Genomic DNA, 16,353 nt, shown 5'->3' with positions numbered 1-16,353 from the left:
CATGGGGTCTGATACGGGGGTCCTGGGGCCGGAGGCCTTCATGGCGAAGGCCTCCGAACTCCCGTCAGACCTCTTCGACGCTGCTCGGCTCTCGCCGGGACAGGTCGATGCCAAGCTCCTCCGCCGCGCGGAAGACGTCCTCGTCGGTGTCGCGCATCTCGATGGACATGCCGTCCGAGGACAGCACCTCCACGTTGAGGCACAGGGACTGCATCTCCTTGATGAGCACCTTGAAGGACTCGGGGATGCCGGGCTCGGGAATGTTCTCGCCCTTGACGATGGCCTCGTAGACCTTCACGCGGCCGGTCACGTCGTCGGACTTGATGGTCAGCAGCTCCTGGAGGGCGTACGCGGCGCCGTATGCCTCCAGCGCCCACACCTCCATCTCGCCGAAGCGCTGGCCACCGAACTGGGCCTTACCACCCAGCGGCTGCTGGGTGATCATCGAGTACGGACCGGTCGAACGGGCGTGCAGCTTGTCGTCGACCAGGTGGTGGAGCTTGAGGATGTACATGTAGCCGACCGAGATCGGCTCCGGGAACGGCTCGCCGGAGCGGCCGTCGAACATCCTCGCCTTACCGGTCGGCTGCACCATGCGCTCGCCGTCGCGGTTCGGGATGGTGTGGTTCAGCAGACCCGCGAGCTCGTCCTCACGCGCACCGTCGAAGACGGGGGTCGCGACGTTCGTGCCCGGGTCGACCTGGTCGGCGCCGATGACCTGCAGGCGCTTCGCCCAGTCCTCCCCGAGGCCGGAGACGTCCCAGCCGCGGCTGGCGAGCCAGCCGAGGTGGATCTCCAGAACCTGTCCCGGGTTCATTCGGGACGGGACACCCAGCGGGTTGAGGATGATGTCGACCGGCGTGCCGTCCTCAAGGAAGGGCATGTCCTCGATCGGAAGGATCTTGGAGATGACACCCTTGTTGCCGTGTCGGCCGGCGAGCTTGTCACCGTCCGTGATCTTGCGCTTCTGCGCCACGTAGACACGAACCAGCTGGTTCACGCCCGGCGGCAGCTCGTCGCCCTCTTCACGGTCGAAGACGCGGACGCCGATGACCTTGCCGATCTCGCCGTGCGGCACCTTCAGCGAGGTGTCGCGCACCTCGCGCGCCTTCTCACCGAAGATCGCGCGCAGCAGGCGCTCCTCCGGGGTCAGCTCGGTCTCACCCTTGGGCGTGACCTTGCCGACCAGGATGTCGCCGGCGACGACCTCGGCACCGATACGGATGATGCCGCGCTCGTCGAGGTCGGCGAGGACCTCCTCGGAGACGTTCGGGATGTCCCGGGTGATCTCCTCGGGGCCGAGCTTGGTGTCACGGGCGTCGACCTCGTGCTCCTCGATGTGGATCGAGGAGAGGACGTCGTCCTGCACGAGGCGCTGCGACAGGATGATCGCGTCCTCGTAGTTGTGACCCTCCCACGGCATGAACGCCACGAGCAGGTTCTTGCCCAGCGCCATCTCGCCGTTCTCGGTGGCCGGACCGTCGGCCAGGACCTGGCCGTCGATGATCCGGTCGCCCTCGTTGACGATGACCTTCTGGTTGACCGAGGTGCCCTGGTTGGAACGGGCGAACTTGGCCAGGCGGTACGTGATGTACGTGCCGTCGTCGTTGGCGGTGGTGATGTAGTCCGCGGAGACCTCCTGGACCACACCCGCCTTCTCGGCCTTGACCACGTCGCCGGCGTCGACCGCGGAGCGGTACTCCATGCCGGTGCCGACGAGCGGGGACTCGGACTTGATGAGCGGCACGGCCTGACGCATCATGTTCGCGCCCATGAGGGCACGGTTGGCGTCGTCGTGCTCAAGGAACGGGATCATGGCCGTCGCGACCGACACCATCTGGCGCGGCGAGACGTCCATGTAGTCCACGTCGTCACCGGGGACGTAGTCGACCTCGCCGCCACGACGGCGGACCAGGACGCGGTTCTCGGTGAAACGCATGTCGTCGTCGAGCGTGGCGTTGGCCTGCGCGATGACGAATCGGTCCTCTTCGTCGGCCGTCAGGTAGTCGACCTCGTCGGTGACGACGTCGCCGGCGACCTTGCGGTACGGCGTCTCCACGAAACCGAACGCGTTGACGCGGCCGTAGGAGGCGAGCGAGCCGATCAGGCCGATGTTCGGGCCTTCAGGGGTCTCGATCGGACACATGCGGCCGTAGTGCGAGGGGTGCACGTCACGGACCTCGAAGCCGGCCCGCTCACGCGAGAGACCACCCGGGCCGAGCGCCGACAGACGGCGCTTGTGGGTGAGACCCGACAGCGGGTTGTTCTGGTCCATGAACTGCGACAGCTGGCTGGTGCCGAAGAACTCCTTGATGGAGGCGACGACCGGCCGGATGTTGATCAGGGTCTGCGGCGTGATCGCCTCGACGTCCTGGGTCGTCATGCGCTCACGCACGACGCGCTCCATACGAGCCAGACCCGTGCGGACCTGGTTCTGGATGAGCTCGCCGACGCTGCGCAGACGACGGTTGCCGAAGTGGTCGATGTCGTCGGTCTCGACGACGATCGTCGTGCCGTTGTCGGCGGCCGTCTCGGTCTCGCCGGCGTGCAGCTTGACCAGGTACTTGATCGTCGAGATGACGTCCTCGACGGTCAGGACGCCCGCGTTGAGCGGAGCCTCCCCACCCAGCTTCTTGTTGACCTTGTAACGGCCGACCTTGGCGAGGTCGTAGCGCTTGGGGTTGAAGTAGAGGTTCTCGAGCAGGGTCTGCGCGGCCTCACGCGTCGGGGGTTCGCCCGGACGCAGCTTGCGGTAGATGTCGAGCAGCGCGTCGTCCTGGCCCTGGGTGTGGTCCTTCTCCAGGGTGGCGCGCATCGACTCGTACTCGCCGAACTCCTCAAGGATCTGCTCGGTGGTCCAGCCGAGAGCCTTGAGCAGGACGGTGACGGACTGCTTGCGCTTGCGGTCGATGCGCACACCGACCATGTCGCGCTTGTCGATCTCCATCTCCAGCCAGGCACCCCGGGACGGGATGATCTTGGCGGAGAAGATGTCCTTGTCGGACGTCTTGTCGATGGAGGAGTCGAAGTAGACGCCGGGTGAGCGGACCAGCTGCGACACCACGACACGCTCGGTGCCGTTGATGACGAAGGTGCCCTTGTTGGTCATGAGCGGGAAGTCGCCCATGAAGACCGTCTGGGACTTGATCTCGCCGGTCTCGTTGTTGGTGAACTCGGCCGTCACGAAGAGCGGTGCCGCGAACGTGAAGTCGCGGTCCTTGCACTCGTCGATGCTGTTCTTCGGCGGCTCGAAACGGTGGTCGCGGAACGTCAGCGACATCGACCCGGAGAAATCCTCGATCGGAGAGATCTCCTCGAAGATCTCCTCCAGACCGGACTTGGTGGGGACATCCTGACCGGACTCAAGTGCCGCCTCGACGCGAGCCTTCCACGCGTCGTTGCCGAGCAGCCAGTCAAAGCTCTCGGTTTGCAGCGCGAGAAGGTTCGGAACCTCGAGGGGCTCCTTGATCTTTGCAAAGGAGATGCGCAGCGGGGCAGTGCTGGCGGCGTTGTTCGTATTCGCGATCGAGGCGTTGCGCGAGGCGGCCAAGAGGGGGTCCTTCCGAGGGCTCGGACTCACTACGCGCGTACCGGTCCCCCTCAGGGGCACAGAGACAGCCGTTTCCTTCGCCGGCCGGAAAGGCCAGGTCGGATGCGGTCTGATCGTCGGTGCTCAAGTGAGGGCATGCCCCTGGTGACGGGCAGGGGACAGCTAACAGGCAGCGCAAAGGGTCAGTGTAGCCACTTGGCACACTGATGTCCAGTGCGGGTTTTTGAGACCCTCGTTGTTCTCAACACCTTCGGCAAGCCCACGCCCTCAACGCACGTTGATACTGCCCTCTTCGTCGCCGATCCATGCCTCGGATTCGGATCCTTGTGACGACGCGTCCTGAGAATTGCGCGCTGCGTGCGGTTCGTCAAGGCCCTCCTTGCCCGAACCGGGTGCTGCGCTCGTCACGTGCAGCCTGCACCGGGGGCGCCCGGAGACACGACGAAGATCACCATACTCCGCACGAACCTCGGTGCAAGGCAGTCGCCGCCCGGCTCCCCGGAACGCCGAAGAGCGACCACCCGGATGGATGATCGCTCTTCGGTGCATCAGCGTTACAGCCCTCTCAGAGGAACTGCGTCAGCCTGCGAAGGAGCCCTGTCGGACTCCCAGGGTCACTTGACCTCGACGGAGGCGCCGGCGCCCTTGAGGGCCTCGGCGGCCTTCTCCGCGGCTTCCTTGGCGACCTTCTCGACGACGGGCTTCGGGGCGCCGTCCACGAGGTCCTTGGCCTCCTTGAGACCCAGCGAGGTCAGCTCACGCACGACCTTGATGACCTGGATCTTCTTCTCGCCGGCGCCGGTGAGGATGACGTCGAACTCGTCCTGCTCCTCAGCGACCTCGGCGGCGGCGGCCGGGCCGGCCGGGGCAGCGGCAACCGCGGCGGCGGCGGTGACGTCGAACTTCTCCTCGAACGCCTTCACGAACTCGGAGAGCTCGATGAGGGTGAGGGTCTCGAACTGCGCGAGCAGCTCTTCCTGGGACAGCTTCGTCGCCATGTTGGGCGATCCTTCCACTTAATTCGGCAGGTGCCGGATGTACATGTCGGCGGGCGTACGTTCGGCCCGCGTCGACCACCGCGTCAGACGGTGGTCAGTGTGCGAGCCGAATTACTCGGCACCGCCCTGCTCGTCCTGCTTGGCGCGAAGAGCGTCCACCGTACGGACGAACTTCGACGGGAGCGCCTGGAAGAGCTGAGCAGCCTGAGTCTGCTTGCCCTTGAAGGCACCCGCCAGCTTGGAGAGCAGAACCTCGCGGGACTCGAGGTCCGCAAGCTTCTTGATCTCGTCGGCGGACAGCGCCTTGCCGTCAAGGACACCGCCCTTGATGACGAGGTTCGGGTTGTCCTTGGCGAAGTCACGAAGACCCTTCGCCGACTCCACCGGGTCACCGGTGACGAAGGCGACCGCCGTCGGACCGTTGAACAGGTCGTCGAGCGTCGAGATCCCGGCCTCGTTGGCCGCAATCTTGGTCAGCGTGTTCTTCACCACGGCGTACTGGGCGTTCTCACCGAGCGAACGACGCAGCGTCTTGAGCTGCGCCACGGTGAGACCCCGGTACTCGGTCAGCACGGCGGCGTTCGAGCTGCGGAACTGCTCCGCGAGCTCGGCTACCGCGGCAGCCTTGTCGGGCCTTGCCATGAGCGTCGGCCTCCTTCCGGGTGATGACGACCGCTCAAAAGGAGGCTGGGAAAACGAAACGCCCCGGCGCAGGCGCACGGGGCGTAGCTCCACCGGGCATTCACAGCGTGAGCAGCGAACTCCGGGAGCACATCCACATTCACCTGCGCGGGTCGTCCGCAGTTCAGCGGATCCTTCGGCCACCGCGCCCTCTTACGAGCACACGGCAACGACCAGCGGTCTTTGGCTTCTCCTGGAGAATACGCGACCGGATCGCCGTCGGGCAAATCCGGTGGTACGGGCCTCGACTCCCCTCGTTCTCCGGCTTCCTTCGGAGTGCGAAAGGCCAGGGCTCAACGGGTCGGGCTGCCGGTCTGCTTCTCCAGCAGGTCCTTGAAGTTCTTGGTGTCGGCGGCCGGAGGCTTCTGGACGGAGACCGGCACACCGTAGTCGCTGTAGTACGCGGTCTGGGTCAGCTCGCCGGTGGCCATCTCGCCCTTCTCGGCCTTCTTGACCAGCAGGTTCCGGTCGTCGATCCATATGTCGACGCGCTGTTCGGTGACGCCGGCCTGTTCGAGCTGCTTCCGCAGCTTCGCGTCGTCGACATCGCTCACCTCGACCGTGCCGGAGTAGTGCCGGGTCGACTGTCCGGCCACCGTCTCGGTGCCGACCTTGTACACGTCCTCGGAGTCCAGCAGCAGCTTCACCGACTGGTTCGGCGTGGTGTTGCGCATCTGGTCCGCGAAGTTGGCGCCACCACCGCCGAGGGTCTCAAGATCCTCGTACACGTACTTGAGCCAGTGCTTGCCGTCGGCCTTCTCGGCGAACGCGTCGCCCATCCGCGCGTAGTAGGCGTCGGACAGATAGCGGGCCTCCATCGACGTGACGCCCAGGTCGCGCATCGCCTCGGCCGTCGTACCGCCGGTGTACGTGATCCTCAGGTTGCCGGTGAGAGCGCCGGACCAGTCGAGGGCGCCGTCGGCCTTGAGGGAGAGCTGGGCGCCCATGACCGTCGTGGAGCGCACCCTGGCCGACTCGGCCCGGTCGGTGGACCGCTCGGCCGAGCGCAGGGCGGGCAGGAAGTCCGAGGGGACTCCGCGGTCCTTCTCCGGCTTCGTCGGGGATCCGGAGGAGGTACAGCCGGTCATCAGCGTCAGCGCTGCCGCCAGCACGGCCGGGAGAGCGGCGCGACGCCCCGTCGTGCACTTCATGCGTCCCCCTGTGCCGTTGCCGTGTCCGCACGCTAACCCAGGACACCGCCGCCAGACAGAGAAACGGGCCCCGCACCGTGAAGGTGCGGGGCCCGTCGCCGACTGGGCGAGCCGTCAGGCTCAGACCGCCGCCGGGTCCTCCTCGACGAGGAGGTTGCGGGTGCGGTTCGAGTCGAGCGGGATACCGGGGCCGATCGTGGTGCTGAGAGAGGCCTTGCGGATGTACCGGCCCTTGGCGGCGGACGGCTTCAGACGGAGGATCTCCTCCAGGGCCGCGCCGTAGTTCTCCACCAGCTTGGTGTCGTCGAACGACGTCTTGCCGATGATGAAGTGCAGGTTCGAGTGCTTGTCGACGCGGAACTCGATCTTGCCGCCCTTGATGTCGTTGACAGCCTTGGTGACATCGGGGGTGACGGTGCCGGTCTTCGGGTTCGGCATGAGACCACGGGGACCGAGCACGCGGCCGAGACGGCCGACCTTGCCCATGAGGTCCGGGGTGGCGACGACGGCGTCGAAGTCCAGACGGCCCTTCGACACCTCGTCGATGAGCTCGTCGGCGCCGACGATGTCGGCGCCCGCGGCACGAGCGGCCTCGGCACGGTCACCGGTCGCGAAGACCAGGACCCGGGCGGTCTTACCGGTGCCGTGCGGGAGGTTCACGGTGCCACGGACCATCTGGTCGGCCTTGCGCGGGTCGACACCCAGACGGAAGGCGACCTCGACAGTGCCGTCGAACTTGGACGTGGAGGTCTCCTTGGCGAGACGGACGGCCTCGAGCGGGGCGTAGAACTTCTCCCGGTCGATCTTGGCGTCCGCAGCGCGGAGAGACTTGCTGCGCTTGCTCACTACTGCTCCTGATGTGTTCTGAGGAGTCGTGGTGTGGGCCGAGCAGGCCCTGCCACTTCTGCTGCTGGGAGGTTGGGGCTCAGCCCTCGACCGTGACGCCCATGGAACGCGCGGTACCGGCGATGATCTTCGCGGCGGCGTCCAGGTCGTTGGCGTTGAGGTCGGGGAGCTTGGTCGTGGCGATCTCGCGGACCTGCGCCTGGGTGATCTTGGCGACCTTGGTCTTGTGCGGCTCGCCGGAGCCCTTCTCGATGCCCGCGGCCTTGAGGATCATCCTGGCGGCCGGCGGCGTCTTGGTGATGAAGGTGAAGGAGCGGTCCTCGTAGACCGTGATCTCCACCGGGATCACCCAGCCACGCTGCGACTCGGTCGCGGCGTTGTACGCCTTGCAGAACTCCATGATGTTGACGCCGTGCTGACCCAGCGCGGGGCCGACCGGCGGAGCCGGGTTGGCGGCACCGGCCTGGATCTGGAGCTTGATGAGCCCCGTGACCTTCTTCTTCTTGGGAGGCATTGCTCTCCGGGTCCTTTCGATTCGGGTCTACCCCCACCCGGGTCGCGTCCCAGGTGAAGGCATACCGCACAACGATAACGGGTATAGATGCGCGGCCAAAAACCGAGCAGGTCAGACGGGCTTTTGAGAGCCCCTCTGACCTGCTCGGACGTGATGGGTTCAGACAGAACCGGTCAGGAACTAGTTCTTCTGAATCTGGTCGAAGCTCAGCTCGACCGGCGTCTCGCGGCCGAAGATCTCGACGAGACCCTTGACCTTCTTCGAGTCGGGGTTGATCTCGTTGATGGTCGCCTGCAGCGTGGCGAACGGGCCGTCGGTGACGGTGACCGAGTCGCCGACCTCGAAGTCCAGCACCTGGACCTCGACCTTGCGCTGCGGAGCCGGCTTGCCCTCGGCCTCGGCTGCCTCACGGGCGGCCTTCTCCTCGGCCTCCGGGGCGAGCATCTTGACGATCTCGTCCAGGGTCAGCGGGTACGGGTCGTAGGCGTTGCCCACGAAGCCGGTGACGCCGGGGGTGTTGCGGACGACGCCCCAGGACTCGTTCGTCAGGTCCATGCGCACCAGGACGTAGCCCGGGAGCTTGTTCTGACGGATGGTCTTGCGCTCGCCGTTCTTGATCTGCGCGACCTCTTCCTGCGGCACCTCGGCCTGGAAGATGAAGTCCTCGACGTTCAGCGAGACGGCACGCTGTTCGAGGTTGGTCTTCACGCGGTTCTCGTAACCGGCGTAGGTGTGGATGACGTACCACTCGCCGGGGAGGGTGCGCAGTTCCTCGCGCAGGGCGACGACGGGGTCGACCGGCTCGGCCGGCTCCTCCTCGACGTCTTCTTCCGCTTCCACTTCCTCGACAGCCTCGACGTCCCCGCCGGACTCGGTCTCGACATCTCCGCCGGACTCCGTCTCGGCCTCGACGTCCTCACCGGACTCGTCCTCGACGTGGAGGGCGGCTTCCTCGGCGGGCTCTCCCAGTTCGGCTTCCGCAGCCTCGAACTCGTCTACCTCGTCTGCGCCCTCGACGATGTCGAGTTCGTCTTCCACGGACTCGTCCGGTTCGACGGCCTCGTTCAGGTTCGGGTCAGACACGGTGGCTGCTTCTTCCTGGATACATGGGGGTGGAACATGCGAAAGGGGCGCCGGTGACGGCGCCCTTCGCTCTTGGCTCAGCCAAAGACGTACTTGGCGGCGTGGTCTAGCCCATAGTCAATCACGGTGACCAGGCCGATCATGATGACGACGAAGACGATCACTACGGTCGTGTACGTCGTCAGCTGGCTGCGCGTCGGCCAGACGACCTTGCGCAGCTCGGCGACAATCTGACGGTAGAAGAGAGCGAGACGCTTCAGCGGGCCCTTCTTGGCACGCTTTCCGCCCTTACGAGTCTTCTTCTTGGACTCCGGCGCCTCGTCCTCGGCATCAGGCATGTCGATGGAGCCCACGGCGTCCGTCACTCGTCCTCACCTGATTCCGGGTCGTGGCCGTGCCGCGCCCGGTCTGAGCCGCACGGCGGTGCATTGCTGTACGTACATGCGCACACATCCTGGCGAAGGAGTGTGTAGCAGGGCCGGAGGGACTTGAACCCCCAACCGCTGGTTTTGGAGACCAGTGCTCTACCAATTGAGCTACGACCCTTTGTGCTTTCCCCAACGTACCGCATCCGACCGAGTGCTCGGTGTGCACCGGTTGAGCGCAGCCTGCTGGAGGCCAACGAGGTGAGAGTGTACGTGTTCCGTGGCCCCTCGTCGAACAGAAAGCGCCCGTAGGGGCCTTGTGGACGGAAGAACGGCGGAAGATCGACTGAGATCGCCCTGGCCGTGGCGGAGTTCCGGACGGGTGTTCAGGGGTTTGCCCGCACATGTTCAGTCTGTGAAACCCGCGTGCCGGGGTCGTTTCCGGTCTGAAACGATGGGCCCCATGAGCCCTGCAACCCCTCCCACCGAGCGCCGGGTCTCCGCCCGAGTCGGCGCGATCTCCGAGTCCGCCACTCTCGCCGTGGACGCCAAGGCCAAGGCACTCAAGGCCGCCGGGCGTCCGGTGATCGGTTTCGGCGCCGGTGAACCCGACTTCCCGACCCCGGACTACATCGTCGACGCGGCCGTCGAGGCCTGCAAGAACCCGAAGTACCACCGCTACACGCCGGCCGGTGGTCTGCCCGAGCTGAAGGCCGCGATCGCCGCGAAGACGCTGCGTGACTCGAACTACGAGGTCGACCCCGCGCAGATCCTCGTCACCAACGGCGGCAAGCAGGCCATCTACGAGGCCTTCGCCGCGATCCTCGACCCGGGCGACGAGGTCATCGTCCCGGCGCCGTACTGGACGACGTACCCGGAGTCGATCCGGCTGGCCGGCGGTGTCCCGGTGGACGTCGTCGCGGACGAGACGACCGGCTACCGCGTGAGCGTGGAGCAGCTGGAGGCGGCCCGCACCGAGAACACGAAGGTCGTCCTCTTCGTCTCCCCCTCGAACCCGACCGGCGCGGTCTACAGCGCCGAGGACGCCGAGGCGATCGGCCGCTGGGCCGTCGAGCACGGCCTGTGGGTGATGACGGACGAGATCTACGAGCACCTCGTCTACGGCGACGCGACGTTCACGTCCCTGCCGGCGATCCTCCCCGAGCTGCGGGACAAGTGCATCGTGGTCAACGGTGTCGCGAAGACATACGCCATGACGGGCTGGCGGGTCGGCTGGATCATCGGCCCGAAGGACGTCGTGAAGGCGGCGACGAACCTCCAGTCGCACGCCACGTCGAACGTGTCGAACGTGGCCCAGGTCGCGGCGCTGGCCGCGGTGTCGGGTGACCTGGACGCCGTCGCGACGATGCGTGAGGCCTTCGACCGTCGCCGCAAGACCATCGTGCGGATGCTCAACGAGATCGACGGAGTGGTCTGCCCCGAGCCCGAGGGCGCCTTCTACGCGTACCCCTCGGTGAAGGGGCTGCTCGGCAAGGAGATCCGCGGCAAGCGCCCGCAGGACTCGGTCGAGCTGGCCGCGCTGATCCTGGAGGAGGCCGAGGTCGCGGTCGTCCCGGGCGAGGCCTTCGGTACGCCCGGCTATCTGCGGCTGTCGTACGCCCTGGGCGACGAGGACCTCGTCGAGGGGGTCTCCCGGATCCAGAAGCTGCTCGCGGAGGCGCGCGACTGACGTTCCCCCTCAGGGCGCTCACCTCCGCAATTTCGGAAGTGAGCGCCCTGTTTGTTTGTGCGAGCAAGGCCACTAAAGGGGAAAGCGCTACCGGGACGGGTGGGACGTACGGCAGGATCCTGGAATGGAGCGTGTACGTGATGTCTCTGAGCTGCCTAAAGCCCATCTGCACCTGCACTTCACCGGTTCGATGCGGCCCGGCACCGTGCTGGAACTGGCCGACAAGTACGGCGTGCGTCTGCCCGAGGCGCTCACCGAAGCACTGACCAGCGGGGAACCGCCGAAGTTGCGGGCGACCGACGAGCGGGGCTGGTTCCGCTTCCAGCGGCTGTACGACGCGGCCCGCTCGTGCCTCAGAGAGCCCGAGGACATCCGGCGCCTCGTGCAGGAGGCCGCCGAAGAGGACGTGAAGGACGGCTCGGGCTGGCTGGAGATCCAGGTGGACCCCACGTCGTACGCACCCAGGCTGGGGGGTCTGATCCCGGCGCTCGAAGTCATCCTCGACGCGGTGGAGACGACGTCCCGCGAGACCGGCCTCGGCATGCGCGTCCTGGTCGCCGCCAACCGCATGAAACACCCCCTCGACGCCCGTACGCTGGCCCGCCTCGCTGTGCGGTACGCGGACCGGGGCGTGGTGGGCTTCGGGCTGTCCAACGACGAGCGCCGGGGCATGGCCCGTGACTTCGACCGGGCCTTCGCCATCGCCCGGGAGGGCGGGCTGCTCTCCGCGCCGCACGGGGGCGAGCTGACGGGACCGTACTCGGTACGGGACTGTCTCGACGACTTGCACGCGAACCGGCTCGGTCACGGGGTCCGGGCGGCGGAGGACCCCCGGCTGATGAAGCGGCTGGCCGACCGGGGCGTGACGTGTGAGGTGTGCCCGGCGTCGAATGTCGCCCTGGGCGTGTACGAGAAGCCGGAGGACGTGCCCCTGAGGACGCTCTTCGAGGCGGGCGTCCCGATGGCCCTCGGCGCGGACGACCCGCTGCTGTTCGGCTCCCGGCTGGCCGCCCAGTACGAGATCGCCCGGCAGCACCACGCCTTCACGGACCAGGAACTGGCGGAACTGGCCCGCCAGTCCGTGCGGGGGTCGGCGGCGCCGGAGGAGACGAAGGCGAAGCTGCTGGCGGGGGTGGACGACTGGCTGACGGCGTAGGGCCCTTACGGGTCCTACAGGCTGACGCCGATCGTCACCGGCTCGTTGACCAGCGTGACGCCGAAGGCGTCGCGGACGCCGGTGACGACCTCGCGGGCCAGGGTGAGCAGGTCCTCGGTGGTTGCCTCGCCGCGGTTGGTGAGGGCGAGGGTGTGCTTGGTGGAGATACGGGCGGGGCCGGTGCCGTACCCCTTGGTGAAGCCCGCCTTGTCGATCAGCCAGGCGGCGGAGGTCTTGGTGCGGCCCTCCCCCGCCGGGTACGCGGGCGGCTCCACGTCGTCGCCCAGGCGGTCCCGCACGCGCGCGTGGAAGGCCGTGAACTCCTCCTCCGTGAGGATGGGGTTCGTGAAGAACGATCCGGCGGACCAGGTGTCGTGGTCCTCGGGGTCCAGGACCATGCCCTTGCCGGAGCGCAGCTTCAGGACCGTCTCGCGGGCGGCGGCGAGCGGCACGCGGTCGCCGGGTTCCACGCCGAGCGCACGGGCGGTCTCGGCGTACTTGACCGGGCCGGAGAGCCCGCCCGCGTCCTCCAGCGCGAAGCGGACGCGCAGGACGACGTAACGCTCGGGGTGTTCCTTGAAGTGGCTGTGGCGGTACGAGAAGGCGCAGTCGGTGCTCGGGAGGGTGACCGTCTCGCGGGTGGTCCTGTCGTAGGCGACCACCTCGGTGATCGTCGAGGAGACCTCCTGGCCGTACGCCCCCACGTTCTGGATGGGGGTCGCGCCGGCGGAACCGGGGATGCCGGCCAGGCACTCGATGCCGGCGAGTCCGGCCTCCACCGTGCGGGCTACGGCGTCGGCCCACACCTCGCCGGCGGCCAGTTCGAGCGTCGTGCCGTCGAGGGCGAAGCCCTTCGTGGCGATGACGAGCGCGGTGCCCGCGAAGCCCTTGTCGCCGATGACCAGGTTCGATCCACCGCCGATGAGCAACAACGGCGTCCCGCTGTCGTCGGCCTCGCGGACGGCCGCGATCACCTCGGCGTCGGTCACCGCGGTGACCAGCCGGGCCGCGGGGCCTCCCAGCCGGAAGGTGGTCAGGGGGGCGAGGGGGGCGTCGTGGAGTTCCTGCACGCGCCCAAGACTACGAGACGGGTCTGACAGGTCCGGTTGTGGTGGGGTCGGGGACGTGTCGGGGGGTGTCCGTCCTCGGAACGGCGCGGAGACTGTCACTCGAAGAGGTACCGGCGTTGACCGCGCAGTCCACTGCGGGCGAACACCCCCCGACACGTCCCCTTGCCGCCGTACGACGGGACTGCCGGCGTGTGTGCCGTGCTGCGCCGGTGGCGGCCGAGGCGACGCCCACCTCGTGACCGACCGAGTCGACACCCCCCGACACGTCCCCTTGCCGCCGTACGACGGGACTGCGGGCGTGTGTGTGGGTGGGCACGTGCGCCTTGTTGCGCCGGTGGCGGTCGAGGCGACGCCCACCTCTTGGCCTACCGAGTCGGGTGGTGGGTGGGCATAGGTTTCGGGGGTCTGGGGGCGGAGCCCCCAGGGGCGGTCACCTCTTGGCCTACCGAGTCGGGTGGGGCGGGTGGGCAAAGGCTCGGGGGCTGGGGCGGAGCACATCGGTGCCGGGGCTTGGGGAGGGGGCTAGGCCCCGTTTCCGCCGCGCCCCGGCACCTCGTGTGGATCAGGAGTTCGTCGTCTCCAGTACCGGTGCCGGGACCTCGTCCTCCGAGACCGGCGCCCCCGCGAACCGCCTCCGCCCCGGAATCAGCAGCGCGGCAACCCCGGCGACACCTATGACCGCCGCACCGGTAACCAGCGCCGGCCGCAGCCCGTCCACGAAGGCCTGCCCGCTCTCGTAGCCGCCCTGGGCGGAGAATATCGACGCCATGACGGCGATGCCGAGCGCTCCGCCGACCTCACGCAGGGCGTTGTTCGCCCCGGAGGCGATGCCCTGTTCGTGGGCAGGGACGCTGGACATGACCAGGTTGGAGGCGGGAGCGAAGAACAGGGCCATGCCGATGCCGCTGATGATGAGGCCGGGCAGCTGGGCCCCGTAGGACGCGTCGGCGGTGACCACGTAGGCCATGTAAGCGAGGCCCGCGGCCTGGAGGAAGAGCCCGGCGGCTACGACCGGACGGCCGCCGATGCGGTCGGAGAGGATGCCCGCGATGGGCGCGACGAGCATCGGCATACCGGTCCAGGGCAGCATGCGCAGACCGGCCTCCGTGGGCGAGTAGCCGAGCACACCCTGCATGTACTGGCTGAGCAGGAAGATCGACCCGAACATCCCGAGGAACATCAGCAGGCTCGCGGCGTTGATCCCGGAGAAGGCCCGGGAGCGGAACAGTCGCATCGGAAGCATGGGGTTCTTGGCGCGGGTGCTGTAGAGGACGAACCCGGTGAGCAGCGTGGCCCCGGTGAACAGGCCCGTCAGGACGAGGGGGCTGGTCCAGCCGTCGACAGGGCTGCGGACCAGGCCGTAGACGATCCCGAAGAGCCCGCCGCTGGCGAGCAGGGTGCCGGGGAAGTCGAGCGGGGCGCCGGTGCCGCGGGACTCGGCGAGGCGGAGGCGGGCGAGCGGCAGGAGGGCGATGCCCAGGGGGACGTTCAGCCAGAAGATCCACTGCCAGGAGATGTGCTCGGTCAGGCTGCCGCCGATGAGCGGCCCGGAGGCCACGGCGAGTCCGTTGACGGCGCCCCAGATGCCGTACGCCATTCCGCGCTTGGCGGCGGGGACAGCGGCCGTGAGGAGGGTGAGCGTCAGAGGCATCATGATCGCCGCGCCCACTCCCTGGACCGCGCGGGCAACGATGAGGGAGTCGATGCCGGGTGCCAGGGCCGCGGCGGCGGACGCGCCGGTGAAGACGGCGGTGCCGATGATGAAGAGCCGGCGGCGGCCGAAGCGGTCACCGAGGGCGGCGCCGAACATCAGGAAGACGGCGAAGGTGAGGGTGTAGGCGCTCACCGTCCATTCCAGGTCGTGGAGCGCTCCGCCGAGGTCCTCGCGGATGGAGGGCAGGGCGGTGGTGACGACGAGGTTGTCGAGGGCCGCCATGAATCCGGCGACGCTGGTGATGACGAGGGCCCAGACGGCTCCCCCGCGACGTGCGGTCTGGATCTGCTGTGACATCGCTCCCCCAGAGAGTGATCATCGATGTTGATTAGTTATTGATAACTAACTTTCGCGGTCATGGAGAGAGGCCTGAACCATCCCTCCCGCGCTCTAGTGCTCCAGCCGGCCCTTGGCGCGCGCCGAGGGGTAGAGCCCCTCCCACACCCGGTGCTCGGGCGGGAAACCCATGCCCACCAGGCAGTTGACGAGCATTCCGTACGCCAGGAAGGTCGTCGTCTCGTTGACGTCGGCACCGAGCGGCACATGCACGGTGTCCCACAGCCGCATCCACCCGGCCCGCACCGACTCACCGAACTCGTGCTCGCCCGCGTCCTCGGCGGCGGCCACGGCGACGTACATCTGCATCTGCATCATCAGCCGCTCGGGCCGCTCCGCGATGACCTTGGTGTACGCGTTCGCCATGGCGTGCAGGGCCTCTTCGCCCTCAAGTCCCTCGGCAGCCTCCTCGAAGGTGCGAATCGTGTCCTCCACGCACCGCTCGGCCGCCGCGAGAAAGATCGCCTTCTTGCCCGGGAAGAGCCGGAAGAGGTACGGCTGCGAGACGCCGACGCGTTTGGCGATCGCCTCGGTCGAGGTGCCGTAGTAACCACCACGGGCGAACTCGGCCGTCGCCGCACGGATGACGCTCTCGCGCCGCTCTTCTGCGCTCATCCTGACCATGCGAGTAAGTTAGTGCTCAATCACTAACTTGGTCAAGGCGGCCGGGGGCACGAACTCCGGGGGGAGGTAGGTAGGGGTGTATGTATGGATGTGGATGCGTAAGGGGCGCTCTCCATGGGAGAGCGCCCCTTACTTCAGCTCGGGTCTCAGGCCAGTCGTACGACTGCCCGCGACATCCCCAGCACCTTCAGCCCGGCACTGGTCGCGGTGAGGTCCACCCGGACCGTGTTGTCGTCGAGCTTGGCCGCGACCTTGCCGCTGACCTCGATGGTGGCGCCCTCGTCGTCATTGGGGACGATGACGGGCTTGGTGAAGCGGACGCCGTACTCGACGACCGACCCGGGGTCGCCCACCCAGTCGGTGACCACACGGACCGCCTCGGCCATGGTGAACATGCCGTGCGCGATGACGTCCGGCAGTCCGACGCCCTTGGCGAACTTCTCGTTCCAGTGGATCGGGTTGAAGTCCCCGGAGGCACCGGCGTACTGGACGAGGGTGGCGCGGGTCACGGTGAAGGTCTGGGCGGGCAGCTCGGTGCCGACCTCGACGTCGGCGTACGCGATCATGGCGGTCAT

14 protein-coding genes and 1 tRNA gene are annotated in these 16,353 nt (G+C 67.5%); 2 read left to right on the top strand and 13 right to left on the bottom strand.

Annotated features, from left to right (window positions below; all coding sequences use genetic code 11):
- Positions 1-64 precede the first annotated feature (64 nt).
- The 9 genes from rpoB to ACZ5VD_RS27495 all read right to left on the bottom strand — a co-directional run bounded on the left by rpoB (position 65) and on the right by ACZ5VD_RS27495 (position 9,369).
- Positions 65-3,550: a DNA-directed RNA polymerase subunit beta gene (gene rpoB, locus ACZ5VD_RS27535; RefSeq protein ID WP_468547643.1), complete on the bottom strand. Its 3,486-nt coding sequence runs from the start codon at positions 3,548-3,550 to the stop codon at positions 65-67.
- 614 nt (positions 3,551-4,164) lie between these two features.
- The gene (gene rplL / locus ACZ5VD_RS27530; protein WP_468547644.1) at positions 4,165-4,548 is read right to left on the bottom strand and encodes a 50S ribosomal protein L7/L12; all 384 of its coding nucleotides are present in this window, start codon (positions 4,546-4,548) and stop codon (positions 4,165-4,167) included.
- Positions 4,549-4,659: 111 nt separating this feature from the next.
- A complete protein-coding gene (gene rplJ, locus ACZ5VD_RS27525) occupies positions 4,660-5,190 on the bottom strand; it encodes a 50S ribosomal protein L10 (RefSeq protein ID WP_468547645.1) in 531 nt (176 codons plus the stop codon).
- 332 nt (positions 5,191-5,522) lie between these two features.
- Positions 5,523-6,380 carry an SCO4651 family lipoprotein gene (locus ACZ5VD_RS27520; RefSeq protein WP_468683643.1) on the bottom strand — a complete coding sequence of 286 codons (858 nt, stop codon included), beginning with the start codon at positions 6,378-6,380 and terminating at the stop codon, positions 5,523-5,525.
- A gap of 120 nt (positions 6,381-6,500) precedes the next feature.
- Positions 6,501-7,226, bottom strand: coding sequence for a 50S ribosomal protein L1 (gene rplA / locus ACZ5VD_RS27515; RefSeq protein ID WP_468547647.1), 726 nt, complete (start codon positions 7,224-7,226; stop codon positions 6,501-6,503).
- 79 nt (positions 7,227-7,305) lie between these two features.
- Positions 7,306-7,740: a 50S ribosomal protein L11 gene (rplK, locus tag ACZ5VD_RS27510; RefSeq protein ID WP_355741501.1), complete on the bottom strand. Its 435-nt coding sequence runs from the start codon at positions 7,738-7,740 to the stop codon at positions 7,306-7,308.
- 180 nt (positions 7,741-7,920) lie between these two features.
- On the bottom strand, positions 7,921-8,823 hold the full coding sequence (nusG, locus tag ACZ5VD_RS27505; protein ID WP_468683642.1) for a transcription termination/antitermination protein NusG: 903 nt from the start codon (positions 8,821-8,823) through the stop codon (positions 7,921-7,923).
- A 77-nt stretch (positions 8,824-8,900) separates the two neighbouring features.
- Positions 8,901-9,188 carry a preprotein translocase subunit SecE gene (secE, locus tag ACZ5VD_RS27500; protein ID WP_030039741.1) on the bottom strand — a complete coding sequence of 96 codons (288 nt, stop codon included), beginning with the start codon at positions 9,186-9,188 and terminating at the stop codon, positions 8,901-8,903.
- A 108-nt stretch (positions 9,189-9,296) separates the two neighbouring features.
- Positions 9,297-9,369, bottom strand: a tRNA-Trp gene (locus ACZ5VD_RS27495).
- 282 nt (positions 9,370-9,651) lie between these two features.
- Between ACZ5VD_RS27495 and ACZ5VD_RS27490 the strand changes: the two genes are divergently transcribed.
- Both ACZ5VD_RS27490 and ACZ5VD_RS27485 read left to right on the top strand, forming a co-directional pair.
- A complete protein-coding gene (locus ACZ5VD_RS27490; RefSeq protein ID WP_468547649.1) occupies positions 9,652-10,878 on the top strand; it encodes a pyridoxal phosphate-dependent aminotransferase in 1,227 nt (408 codons plus the stop codon).
- A gap of 124 nt (positions 10,879-11,002) precedes the next feature.
- Positions 11,003-12,034, top strand: coding sequence for an adenosine deaminase (locus ACZ5VD_RS27485; protein WP_468547650.1), 1,032 nt, complete (start codon positions 11,003-11,005; stop codon positions 12,032-12,034).
- 14 nt (positions 12,035-12,048) lie between these two features.
- Here ACZ5VD_RS27485 and ACZ5VD_RS27480 read toward each other — a convergent pair whose 3' ends face one another.
- The 4 genes from ACZ5VD_RS27480 to ACZ5VD_RS27465 form a co-directional block, all read right to left on the bottom strand.
- A complete protein-coding gene (locus tag ACZ5VD_RS27480) occupies positions 12,049-13,104 on the bottom strand; it encodes a UDP-N-acetylmuramate dehydrogenase (protein WP_468683641.1) in 1,056 nt (351 codons plus the stop codon).
- A gap of 562 nt (positions 13,105-13,666) precedes the next feature.
- Complete coding sequence (locus ACZ5VD_RS27475) at positions 13,667-15,115, bottom strand: DHA2 family efflux MFS transporter permease subunit (protein ID WP_468683640.1); 1,449 nt, start codon at positions 15,113-15,115, stop codon at positions 13,667-13,669.
- Between the two features lie 93 nt (positions 15,116-15,208).
- Positions 15,209-15,778, bottom strand: coding sequence for a TetR/AcrR family transcriptional regulator (locus ACZ5VD_RS27470; protein WP_468547653.1), 570 nt, complete (start codon positions 15,776-15,778; stop codon positions 15,209-15,211).
- Between the two features lie 146 nt (positions 15,779-15,924).
- Positions 15,925-16,353, bottom strand: coding sequence for a MaoC family dehydratase (locus ACZ5VD_RS27465; RefSeq protein WP_468683637.1), 429 nt, complete (start codon positions 16,351-16,353; stop codon positions 15,925-15,927).

Source organism: Streptomyces sp. NPDC032822 (genome assembly GCF_055578825.1).
The sequence above is the reverse complement of the archived record's forward strand: the minus strand, read 5'-3'. Positions and strand labels throughout refer to the sequence as shown.

What these genes read in the sequence shown, in the direction of transcription:
- rplL (WP_468547644.1), bottom strand. Translation starts at nt 4,548, where the DNA reads ATGGCGACGAAGCTGTCCCAGGAAGAGCTGCTCGCGCAGTTCGAGACC.
- rplJ (WP_468547645.1), bottom strand. Translation starts at nt 5,190, where the DNA reads ATGGCAAGGCCCGACAAGGCTGCCGCGGTAGCCGAGCTCGCGGAGCAG.
- ACZ5VD_RS27520 (WP_468683643.1), bottom strand. Translation starts at nt 6,380, where the DNA reads ATGAAGTGCACGACGGGGCGTCGCGCCGCTCTCCCGGCCGTGCTGGCG.
- rplK (WP_355741501.1), bottom strand. Translation starts at nt 7,740, where the DNA reads ATGCCTCCCAAGAAGAAGAAGGTCACGGGGCTCATCAAGCTCCAGATC.
- ACZ5VD_RS27490 (WP_468547649.1), top strand. Translation starts at nt 9,652, where the DNA reads ATGAGCCCTGCAACCCCTCCCACCGAGCGCCGGGTCTCCGCCCGAGTC.
- ACZ5VD_RS27485 (WP_468547650.1), top strand. Translation starts at nt 11,003, where the DNA reads ATGGAGCGTGTACGTGATGTCTCTGAGCTGCCTAAAGCCCATCTGCAC.
- ACZ5VD_RS27475 (WP_468683640.1), bottom strand. Translation starts at nt 15,115, where the DNA reads ATGTCACAGCAGATCCAGACCGCACGTCGCGGGGGAGCCGTCTGGGCC.
- ACZ5VD_RS27470 (WP_468547653.1), bottom strand. Translation starts at nt 15,778, where the DNA reads ATGGTCAGGATGAGCGCAGAAGAGCGGCGCGAGAGCGTCATCCGTGCG.
- ACZ5VD_RS27465 (WP_468683637.1), bottom strand. Translation starts at nt 16,353, where the DNA reads ATGACCGCCATGATCGCGTACGCCGACGTCGAGGTCGGCACCGAGCTG.